20 protein-coding genes are annotated in these 21,451 nt (G+C 58.2%); 8 read left to right on the top strand and 12 right to left on the bottom strand.

Annotated elements, in window-relative coordinates:
- Positions 1-28: 28 nt before the first annotated feature.
- Both FGE21_RS17220 and FGE21_RS17215 read right to left on the bottom strand, forming a co-directional pair.
- Positions 29-1,879, bottom strand: coding sequence for an adenine deaminase (locus FGE21_RS17220; protein ID WP_218062787.1), 1,851 nt, complete (start codon positions 1,877-1,879; stop codon positions 29-31).
- The gene (locus tag FGE21_RS17215; protein WP_139664654.1) at positions 1,876-2,523 is read right to left on the bottom strand and encodes a phosphoribosyltransferase; all 648 of its coding nucleotides are present in this window, start codon (positions 2,521-2,523) and stop codon (positions 1,876-1,878) included. Before FGE21_RS17215 ends, FGE21_RS17220 begins: the two co-directional genes overlap by 4 nt.
- Positions 2,524-2,603: 80 nt before the next feature.
- On the opposite strand from FGE21_RS17215, the gene FGE21_RS17210 reads away from it, so the two are divergent.
- Positions 2,604-3,764: an amidohydrolase gene (locus tag FGE21_RS17210; protein WP_255731637.1), complete on the top strand. Its 1,161-nt coding sequence runs from the start codon at positions 2,604-2,606 to the stop codon at positions 3,762-3,764.
- Between the two features lie 13 nt (positions 3,765-3,777).
- On the opposite strand, the gene FGE21_RS17205 is transcribed toward FGE21_RS17210, so the two are convergent.
- From FGE21_RS17205 to FGE21_RS17175, 7 genes are all read right to left on the bottom strand, one after another.
- Entirely contained in the window at positions 3,778-4,662 is an 885-nt protein-coding gene (locus tag FGE21_RS17205; protein WP_139664652.1) for a nucleoside hydrolase, read from the bottom strand.
- Positions 4,659-6,038 carry a M20/M25/M40 family metallo-hydrolase gene (locus tag FGE21_RS17200; RefSeq protein ID WP_139664651.1) on the bottom strand — a complete coding sequence of 460 codons (1,380 nt, stop codon included), beginning with the start codon at positions 6,036-6,038 and terminating at the stop codon, positions 4,659-4,661. Before FGE21_RS17200 ends, FGE21_RS17205 begins: the two co-directional genes overlap by 4 nt.
- Positions 6,031-7,356: an amidohydrolase family protein gene (locus FGE21_RS17195; protein WP_139664650.1), complete on the bottom strand. Its 1,326-nt coding sequence runs from the start codon at positions 7,354-7,356 to the stop codon at positions 6,031-6,033. The genes FGE21_RS17200 and FGE21_RS17195 overlap by 8 nt, the downstream gene beginning before the upstream one ends.
- Positions 7,357-8,415: an ABC transporter ATP-binding protein gene (locus FGE21_RS17190; protein ID WP_139664649.1), complete on the bottom strand. Its 1,059-nt coding sequence runs from the start codon at positions 8,413-8,415 to the stop codon at positions 7,357-7,359.
- A 6-nt stretch (positions 8,416-8,421) separates the two neighbouring features.
- Positions 8,422-9,210, bottom strand: coding sequence for an ABC transporter permease (locus tag FGE21_RS17185; RefSeq protein ID WP_139664648.1), 789 nt, complete (start codon positions 9,208-9,210; stop codon positions 8,422-8,424).
- A 10-nt stretch (positions 9,211-9,220) separates the two neighbouring features.
- On the bottom strand, positions 9,221-10,048 hold the full coding sequence (locus FGE21_RS17180) for an ABC transporter permease (RefSeq protein ID WP_139664647.1): 828 nt from the start codon (positions 10,046-10,048) through the stop codon (positions 9,221-9,223).
- A 69-nt stretch (positions 10,049-10,117) separates the two neighbouring features.
- Positions 10,118-11,134: a PotD/PotF family extracellular solute-binding protein gene (locus FGE21_RS17175; protein WP_139664646.1), complete on the bottom strand. Its 1,017-nt coding sequence runs from the start codon at positions 11,132-11,134 to the stop codon at positions 10,118-10,120.
- Between the two features lie 684 nt (positions 11,135-11,818).
- Between FGE21_RS17175 and FGE21_RS17170 the strand changes: the two genes are divergently transcribed.
- The 6 genes from FGE21_RS17170 to FGE21_RS17145 all read left to right on the top strand — a co-directional run bounded on the left by FGE21_RS17170 (position 11,819) and on the right by FGE21_RS17145 (position 18,612).
- Positions 11,819-12,931 (top strand): hypothetical protein, encoded by a 1,113-nt coding sequence (locus FGE21_RS17170; RefSeq protein ID WP_139664645.1) that lies wholly within the window; start codon positions 11,819-11,821, stop codon positions 12,929-12,931.
- Positions 12,932-13,359: 428 nt separating this feature from the next.
- Entirely contained in the window at positions 13,360-14,094 is a 735-nt protein-coding gene (locus tag FGE21_RS17165; RefSeq protein ID WP_139664644.1) for a response regulator transcription factor, read from the top strand.
- 15 nt (positions 14,095-14,109) lie between these two features.
- The gene (locus FGE21_RS17160; protein WP_139664643.1) at positions 14,110-15,267 is read left to right on the top strand and encodes an FIST N-terminal domain-containing protein; all 1,158 of its coding nucleotides are present in this window, start codon (positions 14,110-14,112) and stop codon (positions 15,265-15,267) included.
- 155 nt (positions 15,268-15,422) lie between these two features.
- The gene (locus FGE21_RS17155; RefSeq protein ID WP_255731636.1) at positions 15,423-17,501 is read left to right on the top strand and encodes a PAS-domain containing protein; all 2,079 of its coding nucleotides are present in this window, start codon (positions 15,423-15,425) and stop codon (positions 17,499-17,501) included.
- A gap of 44 nt (positions 17,502-17,545) precedes the next feature.
- Positions 17,546-18,205: a hypothetical protein gene (locus FGE21_RS17150; RefSeq protein WP_139664641.1), complete on the top strand. Its 660-nt coding sequence runs from the start codon at positions 17,546-17,548 to the stop codon at positions 18,203-18,205.
- Between the two features lie 53 nt (positions 18,206-18,258).
- Complete coding sequence (locus FGE21_RS17145; RefSeq protein WP_139664680.1) at positions 18,259-18,612, top strand: hypothetical protein; 354 nt, start codon at positions 18,259-18,261, stop codon at positions 18,610-18,612.
- Positions 18,613-18,660: 48 nt separating this feature from the next.
- Here FGE21_RS17145 and FGE21_RS17140 read toward each other — a convergent pair whose 3' ends face one another.
- The gene (locus tag FGE21_RS17140; protein ID WP_139664640.1) at positions 18,661-19,491 is read right to left on the bottom strand and encodes a quinoprotein dehydrogenase-associated SoxYZ-like carrier; all 831 of its coding nucleotides are present in this window, start codon (positions 19,489-19,491) and stop codon (positions 18,661-18,663) included.
- 120 nt (positions 19,492-19,611) lie between these two features.
- Here FGE21_RS17140 and FGE21_RS17135 point away from each other — a divergent pair, with 120 nt between their 5' ends.
- Entirely contained in the window at positions 19,612-20,628 is a 1,017-nt protein-coding gene (locus FGE21_RS17135) for a quinoprotein relay system zinc metallohydrolase 2 (RefSeq protein ID WP_255731635.1), read from the top strand.
- Between the two features lie 20 nt (positions 20,629-20,648).
- Here FGE21_RS17135 and FGE21_RS17130 read toward each other — a convergent pair whose 3' ends face one another.
- Together FGE21_RS17130 and FGE21_RS20200 are read right to left on the bottom strand one after the other, a co-directional pair.
- Positions 20,649-21,260: a hypothetical protein gene (locus FGE21_RS17130; protein WP_255731634.1), complete on the bottom strand. Its 612-nt coding sequence runs from the start codon at positions 21,258-21,260 to the stop codon at positions 20,649-20,651.
- On the bottom strand, positions 21,257-21,451 hold a 195-nt coding region (locus FGE21_RS20200), incomplete at its 5' end, for a hypothetical protein (RefSeq protein ID WP_218062786.1). The genes FGE21_RS20200 and FGE21_RS17130, both read right to left, overlap by 4 nt.

Genomic DNA, 21,451 nt, shown 5'->3' with positions numbered 1-21,451 from the left:
GCCGCTTTTTCTGAACGGCACGACGTGATCACCAGACCACAGGGTGCGCTTCGCCCGTTTGAACCTGAACCAACCCGTCTGGCGCATGCAGAGACGGGGCAACCAAATTCCAACGCCAGGGCGAACAGGTCAGCGTTGCAAAGGCCAGACGTTCGGGAAATCCAGGGGCCCAGCGCGGGTGAAAGCTCGGCTCAAACATCCAATCTACCTTTTCGCCAGCCGCATAGAGCGCCTGCATTTCGGCATCCAGTTGTTCTGCAGGGCGTGCGGTCATCAGGCCTGCAACTTCGTACCGGACTTTGGCCACCACTTCTCCCTTGTGGACCAGAACCCAGCCGCCGCCCATTGCCGCAAGGGTATTCACCGCCAATGCCATTGCCTCATCCGATGACCCGACGCACCAGACATTGTGTTTGTCATGCGCCATCGAACAACACAGGGCGGTGTTAACATCGCGGGGCCCGCAGCCGAGCCAGAACATTCTTGAGACCGAGGCCTGGCCGCTGTAGCGATCAATGATCGCGAATTTCGTCAGGTTTCTGTCTGTATCTCGCTGCACCGCGCCGTTGCGGACCGGCATCTCAAACGTCAGGAAATCGTCTGCCCAGTGAAAAGGGCGCAAGACAGCGGCCTGCATGGTCTCGCGGCCGGGCGCCGCCTTGATCGCGAAATCGTCAGCTGTCAGGTCCCGGCCGATATGGATGCTGCGCGTGGCCCAGTCCGGCCAGGCGACATGGGGCACATCGGCAATATAGTCCGGGCCTTGTGAAACCTGCCGACCATCGGCCCAGACCTGATCAATCTCAAACGTTTCGAGATCTGACAGCAGCACCAGGTCGGCAAAACGCCCAGGGCTCACCGAGCCGACCCATGGGGTCAAGCGCATGTGGCGGGCTGGGTTGATCGTGACCAGTTGGACGGCGATTTCCGGCGGCAGACCGGCGTTGATCGCCATGCGGACGTTTTGGTCTGTTGCACCTGTCGCAAAAACTTCGGAGGCGGGGCGGTCATCTGTCGCCAGAGCGACCTGAGACCAGTCTTTCAGGCCGCGGTCCAGCAGGCCCTTGATGATCTCCTCGCCTGTGTGGATACGGATTTCGACAAAGAGGCCCGACTGCAATTTGTCAAACGCCTCTTCTGCGGTCCAGGCCTCGTGATCCGAAGCAATGCCGGAGGCCGCAAATCCGTTGATATTGGGAAGATCCCGAATGCCAGCCGCATGGCCTTCGACAACGGCGCGTGCTGTCCAGGTCGCAATGATCATGGACCAGAGCCGGTCGTGGGCGGGATTGTCGCGGCCTTTGACTGCGGGCCAATCCATGACTTCGTCCAGGCCGACAACCCACGGAGATTGTGACAGGAATTGTGACTGGTTCACGCCATCCAAATGGGCCCCGTGCTCCCAGGCCGTCGGCGGGACGGCCGAGCCCGGGAGGGGAAAAATCTTGAGAGGCGAGCCTGCTTTGCGCGCAGCTTCCCAAAAATCCAATGTTTTTTCGGGAACAACATTGGAGAACTCATGGCTTGCCTCGCAGGTCCATGTATTGCCGTGCGGCAACACCAGCCGTGCCTCATATTCCGGGGTGACATGGCTGGATTCGATGTGTTTGTGGACTTCTCCCAATCCAGGCACCGCAGACAGGCCCGGGCGCGCAACCACCTCATTGGCCTTGCCGATATAGCTTCCGCGGGGGCCGACATAGGCGACGCGACCCCGGTACATGGCGATGTCCACATCTTCCCGCCAGAGCGCAGTGCCGGTGTCCAGCAATCTGTCCAGCTGCAGCAATGTGTCTGCAGCGCGCTTGCCGAGGGCCACTTCGATGAGATCCCGACGCAGATCGGCCTCATATTGCGGGGAGAGTTCAGCGTCGCTCATTGGCGCCACCCGGTTTTTTCCTGCGTCAGGATCGGTGTATGAATGGCATGGCAGACGGGCGTCCGCCCCACCACGCCGCGCCATGCCTCACCCTGCAGCATGGCGCATCCGATCACATCCGCAGCGATGCCTGCCTTTGCCATGAGGGTGAGCGCCGCGCTCATGCTCTTGCCGCTGGACAGCACATCGTCAACCACCGCAACACGCGCCCCCTGCAGCAGCGGCACCATGCGGGGATCCATGTACAGATGCTTTCCCTGATCGGGAGTGGTGATCGAGGTAATCGGGGTGGAAAGCGCATCCTCATACCAGAATTTGCGCGAGGTGCTGAGTGGAACCATGCGCTTGTGACCCAGACGCCGCGCAAGTGCTTCGCCGAGGGGCAAGCCGAGGGTTGGCATTGCCACGATGACGTCGGGCGCATGAGGGCGAAGCCGGGCCGCCACATGATCGGCAATCGCGTCCAGGACGCTGAAACTGGCCTGGTTCAGGATGAGGGACGCCACGCCATTGGTGCCATTTGGCAGGGTCCGGATCGGCAGCAGGAGCTGTTGACGCCCCAGCTCTGCGGCAAAGGTCTCGCCGTCGTCCTGTACCCCGGGTCGGAGATCATCATGAAGGTCCTGCCAGACATCAAGTCGCACGTGCTTACCCCTTGTTCTCGAATTTCTTACTGAGGTATATTGCCGACAAAATCAAAGAGATAGGCTCGGGGTTGATGAATATGCAGCAGATGGACCCGAAGACGCTGAGAGAGCTCGTCGCGCTGCGACGGGATCTGCACGAACATCCTGAAATCGGCTTTGAAGAACATCGGACCTCGGAAATCGTAGCAACCCGGCTTGCGGCGGCGGGTATTGAGGTGACGCGCGGGTTTGGGGGCACCGGTGTGGTCGGAACGTTGCGCAAAGGCAGCGGAAACCGGGCGATCCTGCTGCGGGCGGATATGGACGCTCTGGCGATGACTGAAACCACCGGGCTGCCCTATGCATCCAAAACCACCGGCCGGATGCATGCCTGCGGACATGATGGCCACACCACCATGCTTTTGGGGGCTGCAGAACAGCTGGTGCATGAGGATTTCTCAGGCACTGTGCATTTCATTTTTCAACCTGCCGAAGAGGGCCTTGGCGGTGCTGCGAAAATGATCGAGGACGGGCTTCTTGCTGAGTTTCCGGTTGATGCAGCTTACGGGCTTCATAATGCGCCAGGCATGGAATTGGGGCAGGTCGCGGCGGTAAAAGGTCCTCAACTGGCGTGTTCGGATCGGTGGCGCGTCACGTTCAAGGGCGAAGGCACCCACGGAGCCAAGCCGCAGGAAGGGCGTGAACCGATGACGGCGGCGGGCCTGTTTTTGGCGCAACTGAACAGTATTGTTGCACGCGAGCTGAACCCGCTTAAACCGGCAGTGGTGTCCGCATGTGCGTTGCGGGCCGGCAATTTCGCGGCGCTGAATGTCATCCCGGATGATGTTGAAATCGGCGGCACGGCGCGTTGCTACGACCCGGACGTTCGCGATCAGATCGAAGCAGCGATCGCGCGGATTGCGAATGGGATCGCGGCGGCTGGCAGAGTGGAGTGCGACGTGGTGTATGCGCGCGGAGCCGCCGCAGTCATCAACGCCGGAGCCCCAACGGAAATCGCCCGTCGTGCGGTTATCAACGGCCTTGGTCAGGATATGCTGGTGACCGAGCGTGACCCGATCACGCCGGGCGATGATTTTTCCGAGTTCAGCAGCCGAGTGCCAGGCTGCTATGTGCATTTGGGCATGGGCGAAATGCGGCCCGCGGGCCAGCACCACAACACCAACTATGATTTCAACGATGCCTGTATCCCGGCTGGCGTCGGCTTTTGGTGTTCGTTGGTCAAAGAGGAGCTGCGGTGATCGCCGAGGTGGCTCAGGACAGCCCCCTCAACAGCACCTGACGCGCGGCCTCCGCATCCAGCCCCATCGAGACCTTGAGCGGGCACTCGCCGGATCTGATGGCACCGGTTTCTGTATCGACTGACAGGTTCATCTGCTGAACGTCGAACACCCCGGGCGCGGTGATCAGCATTGGTACGCATGGATCATGCAGCGGGCGACTGTGCCCGGCCATGTTTTTCTGATCCTGATAGGCTGCGATCAGATCCGCACTGGCGATCGCCGCCTTCTGCCCGGTGCGGCGCAAGGCGGCGAGATAGGCCTTGTCGGCGCGAAATTTTCGCGTTGTATCAAGCGGCACCAGCGTGAGGTCCAGACCCGCACGGAATACGATGTCGGCGGCATGGGCATCCCAGACGATATTGAACTCGGCCCTGTCGCCAACATTGCCGGGCTCGTGCACGGCCCCGCCCATGCTGACAACCGCGCCGATGCGGCTTGCGGCCTGAGGGGCCTGCGTGATCAGCTGCGCCAGATTGGTGAGCGGGCCCAGGGTCAGCACCGTGATGCTGCGCTCCGGATGGCGGTCCAGCAGATCGGCCATGGCCTCTGTCGCGCCGACGTCCGACGCGGGGATACGGGGTGCAGGAAAGGCGACACCGCCCAGCCCGTCATCTCCGTGAATACGTTCCTCGTTGATTGCGTCGCTGCGCAAAGGACGCGCGGCGCCCGGGTGCACAGGCACGTCACGTCCCATAAAGGCCGCGAGGCGACCCGCATTCCATGTGGTGCGATCAAGGCCGATATTGCCGGCCACAGTCGTCAATGTCAGCACCTCCAGACCGGGATGGTTCAGGGCAAAGAGGATCGCAATGGCATCATCGATTCCCGGATCCGTGTCGATGATCACTGGTCTCATAGCTCTGACAGCCTGTGCAGGATATGGATCCACGACCGTATGCCGCGTTCAAAGGACTCGAGGTCGAATTTTTCGTTCGGCGCATGAATGCGGTTGTCCAATGCGGCGAAGCCCACAAGAAGGGCGTCAGCACCGGTGGCCGCCTTCAGTTGCGGAATGATCGGGATCGATCCGCCCATGCCAGAAATCGCCGCCGTGCCCCATTCGTCCTTGAGGCCCGCCAAAGCCGCCTGCAGATAGGGCGAGCTGACCGGCAGGGCGATCGGCTGGCCCATGGTGCGGTCGTGGAATTCAACGGAACAGTCCTGTGGCAGGCGGGCGTTGATATGGCTCTGGAAGAGTTCTGCGATCCGTGCAGGATCCTGCCCTGCCACGAGGCGAAACGACAGTTTCGCATGGGCTTCGCAAGGAATGACCGTCTTGAAGCCCGGATCTGTATAGCCGCCCCAGACGCCGTGCAGATCCAGACTTGGTCGCGTCCAGACCTGTTCCTGGATCGTGCGGGAGGTTTCGCCGGCCGGCAGGCTGAGCCCGATATCGTTCAGGAAAGTGTCACCATCAAAATGCTGCCTGCTCCAGGCCTCGGCCACCAATGGGTCCGGTTCCTCCACCCCGTCGTAAAACCCGTCAATGGCCACCGACCCATCCGGCGCACGCAGGCTTGCCATCAGGTCGCACATCAGGGTGAGGGCGTTGCGCGCGGCCATGCCATAGATCCCGGAGTGGAGGTCACGATTTGCGGTCCGGACCGTCAGTTCCTGTCCGCAAATGCCACGGATCATGGTGGTGATGGCCGGGGTGTCTGCATCCCATTGATCGCTGTCACAGACCAGAACCGCATCGCAGGCCAGCTCTTCCGCCGTTTCGGCCAGAAAGGGGCCAAGCGACTGGGAGCCGCTTTCCTCTTCGCCTTCGAACAAGACTGAAACACCGACAGGCAGCGCTCCGCGGACAGAAATCCACGCCCGACAGGCCTCGACAAAAGTCATCATCGCGCCTTTGTCGTCAGAGGCCCCGCGCGCCCGGATATCGGGCTTGCCATCGGGGCCGGTGACCAGCACCGGTTCAAACGGATCACCGTCCCACAGCGCCAGCGGATCAGCGGGCTGGACGTCATAATGCCCGTAAAACAGAACTTTTGGCTTGTCCTGGGGGGCGTTGAAATGGCCCAGAACCATGGGATGTCCGATTGTCTCGCGGGCCGAAGCATCGGCGCCCATATTCTTCAGATCGGCTGCAAGCCATTCGGCCGTGCGCCTGCAATCCGCGCGATAGGCCGGATCAGTCGAGACGGAGGGAATGCGGATCAGTTCGAACAGGCGCTCCAGCGAGGCCTGCATGTTTGCCTCGGCATAGTCCAGAATGTCGTCAACCATTCGCGCCGTTCCCCTCTGCTTGCACCCTGTCGATTTCGACGATCCTTGCCTTGAATCTGTTCGCCATCTGCTTGGCGTCCGACATCACTTTGGGGGCGTCCATGCTGAGCACCTTCCGGTCCCGCATCAGCCATGTCCCTGCCACCATGGTCGCCTGCACATCTGTGGGCAGCGTGGCAAAAACCAGCGTGGAATAGATGTCGTAGATCGGTTGTTGCCGTGGATCATCCAGCGAGATGCGGATCAGATCCGCCTGTTTGCCAACCTCAAGCGAGCCGATCTGATCTTCCTTGCCGAGTGTCTTTGCGGCCTCTGACGTGCTCATGGCGACGATGTCGGTGCAGGGCATGGCGCCTCGGGTTTGCTGTGCGATCTTTTGGAACATCGCAGCGGGAGCGAACTGGGAGAACAGATCCAGCATATTGCCCGACATCGGACCATCGGTCGCGAGCCCGACCGACATTCCTCTTGCGCGCAGCTCGGTTATCGGCGCGATCCCGCGACCGGCCTTGCCGTTGGATCGCGCATTATACGCGCCATGGACGCCCCGCTCGGCCAGCAAATCCATGTCAGCCTCGGATGGGTACATCAGATGCGCGGCGACCAGATTGCTGTTCAGCAGGCAGGCTTTGTCGGTGACCTCGACAGTGCTGAGGCCGTATGTCTCCCGGGCCCATTGCAGTTCCGGCTTTGTCTCGGCCAGATGCATCTGAACCGGCAGGTCATAACCCGCGTTCCACTCCGCGACACGTGCCATGACCTCCAGCCCTGTTGAATAGGGGGCGTGCGGGGCGGGAGAGGCTGTCAGTCGCGGATGATCCTTGTACTGATCATGCAGGGCTTCGATCCGGGCAAAGCCCTCGTCCATGTTCTTGTGGTCGGGCGCATCGAAATTGGCCAGCGTCTGCCCGAGGACGCCGCGCAGCCCAGCGCAATCAAGCACGGCCCCGACACGATCCTCAAAGTAGTACATATCGGCCACGGTGGTGACTCCACCGCGAATGAGCTCAAGCGTGGACAGCGCGGTTCCAACCTCAACCACTTCTGCGGTGACCAATGCGCGTTCGAGCGGCAAAATATAGCGGATCAGGCGATCATCAACATCCTCGCCCAATCCCCTGAACAGCGACATCGCCAGATGAGCATGATTGTTGATCATGCCCGGCATGATCAGATCGCCTCCCATATCGAGGCCCGCGCCGGGGGCATCTCCGGCACCGAGCCCCGTAATCCGGTCACCCTCGATGCAGATCCAGCCCCGGTCATATTCGGTCAGCGCCGCATCCATGGTCAGAATACGGGCGTTGGTCAGGTACATTCAGCGCGCCTCGCGGTGCAGGACACAGCATTGCTCCGGCTGCGGGATCAAAACCGCATTCGCACCGGTCTCCAGCGGTGCGCCCAGCGGGCCATTCGCGGTCAGGTTGCCTGCGCGGGTTTCGCAGACGTATTGATAGGCGCGCCCGAGATATGTCCGCAATCCAAGCGTGGCGGGCAAGCCTTCGCCCGTTTCTGCGACCAGGAGCCCGTCGGCCCGGGCAGCCAGCAGGAACTCTTTTGCCGGCAGTTCGAAATGCGATTTCGGAAGCTTCAGCTGCGCGCCGCCTGCTTCGGCCAGGATCATGCCGCCTTCCTCGCCGGTCGCGACGGCCTCGATCACATTCTCGAACCCCACGAAATCCGCGACGAACGCATTCGCAGGTCTGGAATAGAGTACTTCGGGCGTGTCCAGCTGCATGATGCGCCCCTTGTTCATGATGGCCACACGGTCCGATATGGAGAAGGCTTCTTCCTGATCATGTGTCACATAGAGCGCGGTGGTGCCATTCGCCTGTTGCAGGCGCCGGATCTCGACCCGCATTTCAACGCGCAGCTTGGCATCAAGGTTGGACAGTGGCTCGTCAAACATCAGCAAGGGCGGGTCAATGACCAGAGCGCGGGCGAGGGCGACGCGCTGGCGCTGGCCACCGGAGAGATTGGCCGGATAGCGATCGGCAAAACCGGACAGGCCGACCCGTTCAATCATGTCCATCGCACGCTTGTTGCGGTCGGATGTGGCAATGCCGCGTTGCTTCAGGCCAAAGGCGACATTGTCCCTGACGCTCAGATGGGGGAATAGCGCATAGGTCTGGAACACCAGTCCGATATCGCGCGCATGGGATGGCAGGCGGGTCAGATCCCGCTCGCCGAGCCTGATGCGTCCGGAGGTTGGTTCAAGAAACCCCGCAACAAGCCGCAAGGTGGTGGTTTTGCCGCAACCGGAAGAACCCAGGAGCGAAACGAGCTCGCCCTCGCCGACATGGAGGTCCAGATCCTCCAGGACCATGGTCTTGCCGTAGTGGGCGGTGATGTTTTCAAGTGTCAAAGATACGGTCATGTCTGGCTACTTTGTCAGGAAGGTGAGGCCAAGAGTCCGTTCCACGACGGCCATCACCCCAACGGTGATGAACATCAAAACAACGGAAACCGAAGCGATTGTCGGATCAAAGAACTGCTCCATATGGGCGAGCAGTTGGATCGGCAGTGTCGACACGCCGGGGCCGGTCAGGAAGAGGGAGATCGACACGTCATTCAAAGAGGTGATGAACGCCAGGATGAATGCCGCGATCAACCCGGCACGGATGTTGGGCAGAATCACGACGAAGAATGCTTTCCAGCGCGGGCACCCGAGAGAGACCGCTGCCTCCTCGATCGAAAAGTCGAACGAGTTCAGAGAGGCCCCGGTGACGCGGACGCAATAGGGCAAAACCAGCAGCGCGTGGCCGATCAACAGGCTGGGCAGCACGGGAACCTCATAGCCCGTGGTGATCGTTTTCATGATTGAAAACCCCAGAACGATTTCTGGGATCAGGACTGGCAGAACGAAGACATTGCCGAGCCAGCCCGGCAGCTCTACACGATAGCGCGCCATGGCATAGGCCGCAGGCACGCCAACGAGCATGGACAGCGCAGTCCCTGCGACCGCCAGAAAGAATGACGTCCCCATCGTGCGGCGGAAGGCCGAGATATCGAACGCGTTTTCATACCAGCGCAGCGACAGGCCTTGCGGCGGGAATTCCAGAAACTCGGAAGACGACAACGACGATCCGATGATGATCACCAGCGGGCCGGTCAGAAAGATGAACACCAATACGGCAAAGGCGATCAGGGCGGGGTGCAATTTGCGTTTCATGTCCCGCCCCTTAGCCTGCGACCGGATTGAGTTTACGGGCGAGTCTCGACATGAGCAGCACCGTCGCCAGTGTCACCACAACCATGATGGCTGCGATGGTCGACGCGCCAACCCAGTCAAAGACGACCATGGCGCGTTGATGCAGGAATGTGCCCATCATCATCTGCCGCTCGCCTCCCAGAAGCTGCGGCGTGGCGTAGGATGTGAAGGAGCCCGTAAACACCAGAACGGCCCCCACGATCAATCCCGGCACGGCCATTGGCAGGATCACCTGTTTGAATATTCCCCACTGTGTGGCGCCAAGCGAGGCCGCCGCGTCCGTCAGGTCCTGCGGGATGCCCTCCAGAACTCCGACGCAGGTCAGGATCATCAGCGGTACAAATAGATAGACCATCGCCACGATGACCGCGCCTTGGGTGTAGAGCATTGAAAATGGTTCCGAAATGACACCGAGCGCCAGCAGAAGCGAATTGAGGATGCCATTTTTGCCCAGAATGACCAGCCAGGCGAAACTGCGCACCACAACCCCCGTGAGCAATGGGAACACCGCTGCGATGATGAGGTAGCTCTTTGCTTTGGCTGGGGCGTTTGCCACGACCCAGGCGGTGACAAAACCTATCAAGACGGACAGAACCGTTGTGATCACCGCCACTTCCATTGTCCGCCAGAGGACGGTGCGTCGGAAGCCCGAATTGAAGAACTTGATATAGGGAGCAAACGCTCCTTTGGGGTCCGCAAAGGTCGTCAGAAGCGTTTCAATCACAGGCAGGCCCAGAAAGATCGCAACCAGCAGAATGGCCGGCAAAGCCAATCCCCAAGCCAGCAGGCGGTGTTTCATTTTATTTGTCCAACAATGTCAAAGGGGCGGTGTGACCCGCCCCAGGTTTTGTGTGACTGATCTATGCGGTCAGTAGCCGAAAATCTCGTTCCAGCTGTCGATCCAATCCGCCTTGTGCTTGTTCATCGCGGAATAATCCATACGGTTCAGTTTCGCGATTGCTTCGGCACCATAGGTCCACAGGGCCGCTTGGTCCGGCGTCAGTTCAACCTCGGCGTTGACAGGAGCGTCGACACCCTCTGCCCCGTTCTTGGTCTGAACTTCGGTGGAGAGAATGAAGTTGATGAACTGATAGGCCAGATCAACATTTTCGGACCCCACGGGAATATTGACGGTGTTCAAGGTTGCGATGTCGCCATCTTCCAACTCAGCCCATGCGATGGTCGGCACGGCCTTTTTCAGCGAATAAAGCGCGAAATCCTGAGCAACGGAGACCGAGACCTCTCCGGTGGAGAACAGGTTCACCATCTCGGAACCGGTGTTGTAATTCTTGACCACGTTCGGCTTGATCTTTTCGATCTGTGCAAAGGCGCCGTCACTATCTGTCAAAGCATCCGTTCCGGCAACGGAACCGGCGCGCATAACGACCATGGGTCCCGCAGTGGTGGTGATGCCCGGCAACGAGACCTTCCCAGCCAAATCCTCACGCCAGAGATCCGCCCAGGACGTCAGCGGCTCCACCTGCGCGCTGTCATACACAATACCGGCACGGCCAACCGCATAGGCCGGACCGTAGCCGCCTTGTGGATCCTGTGCGATATCGTAGAGCTTGGCAACGTTGGGGAGTTTGGACCGGTCGAGCGGCTGAAAGACCCCATTTTCAATCCCCACCTGACTGTAGCTGTCGGTCAGGTAGATGACATCGACGCCTTTCCCACCGCGTGCTGTCAGCTTGCCAAGGCGGTCTGCGTTGTTGCCGGTCTCAAATACCACGTCGCAGCCGCAGATGTCTTTGAACGGCTCGATGATATTCGCGTTGAGCTTGTCTCCGTTGTAGCCCCACCAAGAGATGGTCAGCGTTTCCGCAGAAACCGAAGAGGCCAACAAGCTGGCAGCAATAGCGGTCAAAGATGTCAGACGGGTCATAGCATATCCTGTAATGGGCTTGTCAGAAAAGTTAGCATGGTAAGTAACCTGCCGACTTGATCCGCAGTTCTTGTCCATGTCCATTTGAACCTCAACACATATTTTGTGGCAACCGTGGAATTCCATCTTTCAGAAGGAACCCTCCTTGGGATGTGCTCAAATTTCGATCACCCCTTCTTTGCCACTTTTGTTCTCAGGCTGTCGCTGGAACTCCACAGATGGGGCGCGCGCGTGGTCTTGGGGCTAGGGTGACACTTTTACAGATGCCGGGCCGATGTCGTTCAGCGGGTGTTGGTGTTCGGCCGTCGCTGATGGTCTGGCACTTGACGGTGTGACCGCTATAGCCACGCGGTGGCATTCTGTGCCTTTGGCGGCGGGACAGGATGACGGCACAGCCGTGTTCATCGCTGCGGGAGGCTAACTGCACAATGTCCCGCAGGGTCAGAAAAACTTGAATATTTTGGCGTCAATACCACTCTAAAAGAGCAGGCGCCAATGCTGAATTATGTACGCCAAGAGTGAATTATTAGATTAAAAATCCCCTGGAATACTACGGAAAATTCTATCCCACCCGCAGCTTGTAAATTTCTATCTATTTACCCGGCTCCGGTGGCGAATCCTTCATAATCTTACCACGGTTTTACCAGATAAAGAATCCGGTTTTGGTTGTGTTTGGTGGGTGCAATGTCTCGGGGAAGTTTTCAGGAATTCACGAATGCCCTTTTGGATTTTGAGTCAGGTTGGGATCGGCGACGGTATGATCTGGGTCAGATTTCAGACGAGCAACTCAACACTTGGGCTCGCGGTACTGTTGCTGACTTTTTCGATGGTTATACGTCATGGTCGCAATTGTCGTCCGATGAATGGCTGTCGATGGCAAGCCGATCAATGAATTCTCTTGGATTTGTCGGGTTTCAGTTCGGTGAGGCTCTGCTGATTGATTTGGGATACTATCAAGACGATCAATACTATCTGAATGGAGAAAGTGAAAATCTTTGGGATGGGTCCTGGGTCGGCCGGAATGGTGTAAATAGCCTGGATGACTTTATGAATTACGACGTTCAGGAAATGGCCATTTGCGAAGCCTTTGGCTACAATTTGTTTTTGCTGGATGGTATGCTCTCCAGATCCGGGCAATCAACCTCGGAATATGTCGGCCAGGTTTTGGAATTTCAATTGGCCTCGGGCGCAACCATTGAGGTTCAGCTCACGATGACGGGTATCCTTGCAGCGGCCCATCTGAGAGGCGCAACCGGCGTACGCGACTTATTGCAACGAGGGGTCATTTCAGAAGATGAGTATGGCACGTCGATTTTAACTTATGTCAATCAATTTGGCGGTTTTGACAGCCCGCCTATCGACGAACTCGTCAGCTATTGGCGGGATCCGACCCCCAATCCGTTTGGAAGCGAGGAGAATCCGGTCAAAGGAGATCAATGGATCTGTGTCATGACTCCATCGGCCGGAGAGCGGCAAGGTTTCATTGACGAAGGGGGGCATGTTGCCTCTTCCACAAATATTGATGATGCGGCGGAATTGCGGCCAAGCAGGCCAGAGGTCAACGACCCGGCGGCGCAAGATGGGTTTCACTTTATCCAAAGCTCTCACCTCACGGCCGACGACAACGTGTTGCAAACTCTCAATCCGGTCAGTGACGATAGATCACAGGACATATCCGAAATACATTATTCTTCGGACGAGTTCATATATGAAAAGTCCGGCGTCTCTGAGGGACTACGTGACCTATATAGCGGTCAAGAGGCGAACATAGGCTGGGAGCTTCTTTTGGGCCTGTGATTTGCGACCTGGCTGACCTCGTTTTCAGCGCCGGGAGTGACTTTGAAGCCGGCGATAGAGTATGGGGCCCGGTTTGCGCCAAGAGTAAATCCTTGGTGCCCTCATGCCGCACCAATCCGGAGTGGGCGCGAAGGCACGGTGTCGCGCCCACGATATCTTGATTCTTCGCTCCTGCTCGGATGAGCCGCCCGCAAAAATCCCTCGACGCGTACGGGTGACGGTGTCGCGTGTGGCTGAAGTCGAGGTCGCATTTTACGATCGACCGATGACGTGGGAGGGGGGCGTCGATCAGGGGGCGCCGCCGCTTGAAACCAATCGCGCAGTTTGGGCTCTTCCGTGATTGCAGAAAAAAGCCGTCAAAAATGGGCAGATAAAATTCTATGCAATCAATCGTCCCTGGGTTAGCCTTTCGGTAGGGAGGCTCAATAATGAAACACTCGACCTTTGCTATGGCTCAGGGCGGCTCTCTTCGTGTGATGATCGTTGATGATCATCCATTGTATCGCGACGCGTTGACTGCTGCGGTGGAGCGCATCTTTCCTGATGTTGTGATTGAGACAGCGGGCACATTGCGGGCGTCGCTTGAAAAGCTTGATCGGGGATTCCAGCCAGACCTGGTAATGTTTGACCTCAAACTGCCAGACGTTGCCGGGATTTCCGGGTTCATGAACCTTCGCAACAGACTGCCGGACAGGCCGATTCTGGTCATTTCTTCACTAGCTTCGCCGGAGGTTGCACGGACGTTGATCGATGAGGGTGCGGCAGGGTTCATGCCAAAAGACTGCTCTGCACAGGAGCTGAAGTCGCTTCTTCTTGAGATTGCCGAAGGTCGAAAGGTCTTGCCAAAAGAATACCAAAATCAAAACTTTCAGCCCACACAGCCGCCAGCGCCGGGCGGTGCGTTCCCGAATGATCTGAGCATGCGCCTTGAGGCGCTGACGGTTCAACAGCAACGTGTTTTGCGACTGATTTGCGCCGGAAAGCCAAACAAGCAGATCGCGTATGAGTTGGATTTGGCTGAAGCCACGGTGAAGGCGCATATTACGGCGCTTTTACGTCGACTCGGCGTTAAAAACCGCACCCAGGCGGCGGTCCTTCTGGAGGCCATGAAGAAACCCAGCCCAGGAATGGAACCGGAAACACAGTCATTTTTGGCGAAATAGATCACTGGATTGCAAATGAAGGACTCCGTTGGCCAGCCCCTGTTTGTGCAATATGCAAGTTCGGACGCTCCGGCTGCGGTCGAGGCCCTGCGGGACTGCCTGTCACAAATCGATCTGGACGACTGCCGGTTTGTATTGTTCTTCGTACCCAACAGATTTGACCGCTCCTCATTGGCCTGCGAATTGGGTCCGGCGCTCAATGGTGTACCGGCCTTCGGCTGTACAACAGCGGGACAGATCACGGGCGCGGGATACGACACTGACAGCCTTCTGGTCATGGGTTTTCCAAAGGCTCATTTCCGCTGCGCTTCTATTCTACTGGACCGGATCAGCGGGCGCTCAGTAGGTGATTTCGCTGAAACTACCAAGAAACATGCGGAGAGGTTTCGCCACACGCACGGCTGGAATCGTCTGGCTCTTCTGTTCACGGACGGCATGTCAAATCAGGAGGATATTCTGGCCTCAACCCTCGATACCGTTCTCGAAGGTTTGCCGATTTTTGGTGGATCAGCGGCGGACGGGCTGAATTTCGGGACAACATATGTGTTGCACGATGGCAAGTTTCACGAGGACACTGCGGTGCTGCTGATGCTGGAAACGGATCTGGAGTTTCAGAGCCTCAATTTCGACCATTTCCTGCCGACCGACCTGCGACTGGTGATCACACGGGCGGATCCGGAAAAACGACTGGTCTATGAGATCAATGGTGCGCCTGCGGCTCAGGAATATGCCCGGCTCATCGGATGCCCGGTTGATCGATTGTGCCCGCAGGTTTTTGCCGAAAATCCGATGTTGATCCTCTATAAACACAATCACTATGTGCGGGCTGTCCGGGATGTGGTGGATGAAAACGCCCTGTCGTTCATGGCCGCGATTGATGATGGGTTGATCATGACCCTTGGTCAGGGGCAAGAGCGGATCGAGACACTGCGCCGCGGACTTGATCGCACGAACTCTGCAGGGCAAGCGCCGGATTTCATCCTTGGTTTTGACTGCATCCTGCGCAAGCTTGAATTCGGGGAAAAGCAGCTCCTGAGGCCAGTGTCTGCCATTTTGCGCGATCACCGCGTGCTGGGGTTCAGCACCTACGGCGAGCAACATGCAGGCGTGCACATGAACCAGACGTTTGTTGGAATTGCGTTTTTTGAACCTCGTGCTGGAGAAATGTTCTGAATTTTGTCGATACAGATCAGACCCTTCGGGAGCAGGTCGCGCGTCAAAACCAAATTATCGCGGCCCTGATCGGCCGTGCGGACCGCCAAAATGAGGTCAGCCTGTCCGCCTATAGCGCGTTTCAGTCGGCCATCGAGCTGCGCGCTCAGGTCGCCTTGAAGACCCGTGATCTTGAGGCGGCGGCCAATGAACTGGAAAGCCTCCGGTATGAACAACAGCGCACACGCGCCAATCTGGACAATGCGCTCGAGGCGATGGAGGGCGGTTTTGCGCTTTTTACCGACAATCATTTCGTGGTGTGCAACGAGTTGTTTCGTCAGCTCCTGCCGGACATCTCGCAAGCGCTGACGCCATCTCTGACTTTGTCGCGGTATCTGGACCTGATGGCTGCCAGTAAAACCCTTGTCTCCACCAATCGACACAGCGGGCAGAGCGACACGCGAACACCAAATGGCATGCCGGTCCTGTCAATTGTTCTGGAGCTGACGGAGGATCGTTGGTTTCAAATGCGGGTCCAGCCGATGAGAGAAGATCGGGTGGTCTTGATGATGACGGAGATCACCTCCATCGTGCGTCAAAACCGCAATGAGAAAGAAAGCCTGATCGGCGCGCAGGCCGTTTACTTGCAGGCGGTCTTCGAGAATATGACTTCGGGTGTCTGCAGTTTTTCTGCCTCGGGTACGGTCATCATGTTCAACGCAGCGTTCCGCGAGCTGTTGGGCTTGCCCGGGACCGCCATAAAATGGGGTATGCCGCTCTCTCAGATCCTGTCGACCTTGCGCAGTTCAGCGCTGGTTGGTCCATATACGCTGCGTCAGCTAAAGGATTGGCGGGACGCCATGGCGGCTGGTCGGGCATTCCGTATGCGGGTCGAGCATCCGAAAGGTCAGGTTCTGGACCTTCAGGCCAATCCACTGCCCGACGGTGGGTTTTTGGTTGAATTGAAGGATGTAACCCTACAAAGCAGGGTCACGGCCACATTGGAAAAACGTGTGGCCGAGCGCACGGCAGAGCTGACCCGCGCCAACGAGCGTTTGACCGGGCAATATGAAACCCAGGCCCGGGTTGAAGAAGAATTAAGGCTGGCAAAGGAGCAGGCAGAGGCGGCGGTTTCGTCGAAGACGCGCTTTTTGGCGGCCGCCAGTCACGATCTGCTGCAGCCGGTCAACGCGTCCAGACTGATGCTGGAAACCGTAGTGCAGAGCAGTCAGAACACGCCGATCCATGACAGCGTCAAGAGGTTGCAGCGCGCGTTCAGGTCAACGGAGCAACTGCTGCAGGCGCTGCTTGATATCTCGCGGCTGGAAAGTGCGGCGCCAGATACAATCACCCATGCTGAGGTTGGTCTGCGCAGTCTGATGCAAGGGGTGTTTGACGATCAGCTCGCGGTTGCAAATCAAAAGAATGTGGATCTTCGTGTTGTGCCGAGTTCGCTATATGTGCGGAGCGACCCTGTGTATCTGCTGCGCTCATTGCAAAACCTGGTGGTGAATGCGATTCAGTACAATCATTCAGGCGGTCGCGTTTTGGTGGGCTGCAGACGCAAGGGAGACAAGGCGATCCTGCAGGTCTGGGACAGTGGGATCGGGATCAGCCCTGCGGATCAGACCCGTATTTTCGACGAATTCACGCGCGCTGAAAGCTCCGCCTCTGTCACCGGGGTCGGTATTGGCTTGTCGGTCGTCGAACGTGCGTGTCGGCATTTGGGTCACAGGCTCTGGGTGCATTCGACTCCGGGCAAGGGCTCTCTCTTTTGTATTGAGATGACATGCGTGCCCGGCGATCAGGTACAAACGGACCCGGAAAATCCGGCTCCGCCACAAAATGGTCAGCCTCTCGATTTGATTGCGATGGTCATCGAGAATGACGAAGATGTGCTCTTCGCAACGACCCGCATTCTGGAACAATGGGGCGCAGATGTCTTGCCGGTAAGCTCGGTGGAAGAGGGCTTGAAGCACCTTCGGGACATGGGCATGCCACCGGATATTTTGCTGGTTGATTATCACCTCGACCATGGGGCCACAGGGGTTCAGGCGATCGCCGAGATTCGCGCCCACTCCGGCACATTCGTGCCGGCGATCCTGATTACAGCAAATCGTTCGGAGGATCTGGTGATCCTTGGTCGCGAGCGGGGATTTTCGGTCATGACCAAACCGGTTCAGCCGTCACGGCTGCGACCACTCATTGAATGGAAGGCCCGCGCCAGCATGGGGGGGCAATCGCCTTTGGCCTGATGTTTTTTGGGGGGCAGATGAACACGAATGGGGAGGATATAGGAATGAAACGCCATATTTGCGCGACCGTCTTCGGGCTGATGCTTGCCGCCGGGCTCGCCAATGCGGAAACCCTGGACGGGCAGGGGACGTATGATCTGCTGTTTCGGGAGGGGACTTTGGACAGTATAGCGCGGGACACGTCGCTTGTGTATCGCCGGTCCGTCACGAACCAGTTGAAACCGGAAGCTGCGGAACGAGACAGCGGTGATATTGCCCTGTCCATCCGTCCAAGTGATCCGTCGGACCTGGTGAAACTGGAATTGCGGCAAGGCGACAGGCACCGCGGGCTGGGTCAATTTCCGGCGAGCGTCGGTAACCCGGTCATCATGTTTTTCTACGAAGCCACCATTCGGGACATGGCGGAAGCCGCAGGCGGCAGCCCCTTTTATATTCGCAACCGGATCAAACAGGCTTTGGTGGAGCCGAGCAACGTGACTGCGGGCCTTGGGGAGTTCGAAGGCGAAACCATCGAGACGCAAACAATCAGCCTGTTTCCTTTTGAAGAGGATCCCAATCGCGAGCGGATGCAAGGGTTCGGAGATCTGGAGCTGCAGGTGGTCATGTCAGAAGAGGTTCCGGGCTGGTATCTGGCGCTCAGTGCGGAGGCCGGTGCCGTATATCAGTCTGAATTGCGCTTTGATGGTCTGGAGACAGCGAAATGACGGCTTTCCTGAACCGGAGAGGCGGTAGGGTCAGCCCCAGCCTCAGCCTTGTGATGATATCTGTTCTGTCTGTTCTGATCCTTGCCATTCAGCCGGGGCGCGCCGATGCACAAGGGGCAGCAGCGCGATACAATGACTACCCGACGGTTGCACGTGCCGATTACATCTTTGGCTGCATGTCCGCGAACGGCCGAACGAGACGGATACTGGAGCAATGCGCCTGTTCGATTGACGAGATCGCAGGAATTCTGCCGTATGAAGACTATGTCAGTGCCGAAACCGTTTTGGCCTTGCGGCGGGGCGGCGGCGAGCGCTTGTCGCTGTTTCGGTCTGCAGCAGTGGCCTCGACGATCGTGGCGGACCTGCGCCGGGCGCAGGCCGAAGCCGAGCTGGTCTGTTTTCAGTGATATTCTGTTTTCAGTGATGTGAAGAGGCACAGCAACTGACGGCCGCGCTCAAAGCCCGGCCGTTTTCTGCAGAAGCTGTTCAAACGCGTTCCCCTCGGTATCCGTGGCCCGTATGTGCAGGTCTGAAGAGCCATTATCGGTATATTCAAAGCGGAAAACCGGGTTCTCCGACACGGAAATCCCACCCGTCATAGTGAACAGCTTCTCATCCCCCTGCCAGACGTCCAGTTGATCTATGAAATGCGCAGGGATGAACAGTTGGGTCAGCTGGTTGCGTTGCAAGCCCGAGTAATTGGGATGCCGGATCATGATCTGCGCTTCTCGCCGTGTCCCTTTGGGCAGGGACAGCTGCGGATCAGGCCCAAACAGGCGGAGTTTCATCTGCCCCATTGTTTGCGCAGCCATTTCCGGATCCCGGGTTGCAGGCGCCGAGCAGCCACCGGATGCTTTGACAAATCTGCCATCCATGATCAGCCCTGCGTCCGTTCGCGCAATCGCGCGGACATTCGAGTAGAGGTTCACGCGCACCCGAAGCTCAAAATTCAAGGGTGCCATAGCCTCTGAGAATTCAAACTCGGCGGCGACCGGGGCGGGGTTCTCATCGACCACGACCGTCGCGCCCAGGATCGGGCGTGCCGGGTCGAGCTGCTTCAACACAACCGGCACCGTAGCCGCATCATGTGCCCGGTTCGGGGCCTCTAGCCTGAATAGCGTATTGTCATCCAGGATCGGTTCATCGCCGATGATATCTCCCTTCAGATCCGCCCATGTCTCTCCCTCGATGAGCGGGTTGGAGACGGCATCGGTGGCCGACGCCATCTGCACGCAGGCAACCGTCAACAACGCCACCAAAGCGGCCTTTCGCAGTGTTAGTACCATGCCTTCTCCTCCTGCATGGATGCCTGAACAGTATGCATCAAATTCGGAAACTAATACAGAAGACTCTCTGTTCACGGCCTCTGTTCAGGGCATAGACTGAACCAACTCCGGGAGGTTCTATTGATATTTGAAGCGGTTATCACTCTGTGTGTTGCGGTGTCCGATGGCGAGGAACGGGCTTGTCGGGTCGCGCTGGTGCCCGGACATGAAGCCGATAGTCTGGGGGGATGTCAGGCGACGCTGCCCGTGGGACAGGGCATGCGATGCCAGACGCAGGGCCCCGCGCTGGAGATCACCGAAGTTGCTCCGGGCGTCTTTGTTCACAAAGGGGATGTGGCAGAGCCGGATCGGAACAATCGCGGCGATGTGTCGAACCTCGGATTCATCGTTGGCGAGACCGGTATCGCCGTCATCGACAGCGGTTCTGCAGCCTGGCTGGGCGAGGCGATGTGGCGTGCGGTCCGCACCAAGAGCGATCTTCCGGTCCGCTACGTCATCCTGACCCACATGCATCCGGACCATGTTTTCGGTGCGACCGCATTGGCCGCGACGGGCGCAGAAATCCTGGCGCATGAGGCGCTGCCGCGCGCGTTGGCAGACAGGCAGAGCAACTATCTCGCGAGCCTGGTGCCGATGATTGGAGCAGAGGCCATAGCGGGAACCGCCGCGCCCACAGTCACTGGTACGGTGGCGCATTCGCAAGAGATTGATCTCGGCGGGCGGCGTCTGACCCTGAAGGCTTGGCCGACGGCCCATAGCAGCAACGACCTGACTGTTCTCGACCATATGACGGGAACGTTGTTTGCCGGGGATTTGGTTTTTGACCAGCACATTCCCTCGCTCGATGGAAGGTTGCTGGGATGGCAATCTGTCCTGGCCGAGATGTCCTCGGCTGAGGTCACGGCGATCGTGCCGGGTCACGGTGGCCCGGTCCTGCCGTGGCCGGATGGTCTCCGCCCGGTTCAGCGCTATCTTGAGATCCTTGCCCATGACACCCGCGCAGCGCTGCGTGCGGGCGAACGGTTGGCGGATGCGGTCACCCATATCGCTGAAGATGAAGAGCCTCATTGGCACCTCTTCCCGTCTTTTAATCCGCGTAACGCTACGCAGGCATTTACGGAATTGGAGTGGGAGTGACCTCTGATCAGCCCGAGTGATCAGTCCATGGAATTCTGCAGCATCTGCGCCACTGCATATAGTCGTTTCTCCAGAAGGACGGGCGTTTCGCAGAGATAGGTAATCGACTGTTGCCGGTCGCTGTAGATCACCTGATCCCAATCCAGCTGTTCTTCCAAGGCATCGACCTTGTCGTAGTCGGGCTCGGGTTTTGCCATTTCTTCGGCTATGCCAGCCCGCAGCCCGTCGATCTTGTCCGCCAATGCGATCTGGCTTTGGGAGAATTCCCCAATGCCCTGAATGATCTGGCTGCGCCGTGTGGACAAGGAGGAGAAAACGGTTTCGAAGACCGTCCCCAGCAATGCGGAGTTTTCTTCATCAGCAGAGACAAAGGCCGCGACCTTTGGTTCCAGTTCAGGCAGGGCAATACGGCGCAGCGCCAGCGAATCGGCCAGAGTGTCGATGGCGAGGGCGGCTTCCGGGGAGGGTGGCGCAATTTCCGTATCCGAGACCGGCCACATCAACCCCAGTGACAGTTTTTCCACCTTGCGTTGTACGCAAGGCCAAGTCGGGTCGGCAAAATCTGTAGCGAAAACCGGGCCTGCGGTGTTCGAGATCAAAAGCGATAGTGCCAGATATTTTAGTGACTTCACGAACATTCCCCCTGAATGGACGGATCATATCCGCATTTCGTGGAAAAATCACCGCCCTGGAATACCCACCTTGGTCTTAGTTGTTCTGCATACCATTGCCGACCATAATTTTCCAAAAGGCAAACGGCATGTCCGATTTGCGAGGGAGGAATAGGAATGCGCACCAAAGCCGCTGTTGCACTTGCCCCGGG

The organism is Phaeobacter sp. B1627, from assembly GCF_006265095.1.
GTDB lineage: Bacteria > Pseudomonadota > Alphaproteobacteria > Rhodobacterales > Rhodobacteraceae > Epibacterium.
This window is presented reverse-complemented; position numbering and strand designations above follow the sequence as displayed.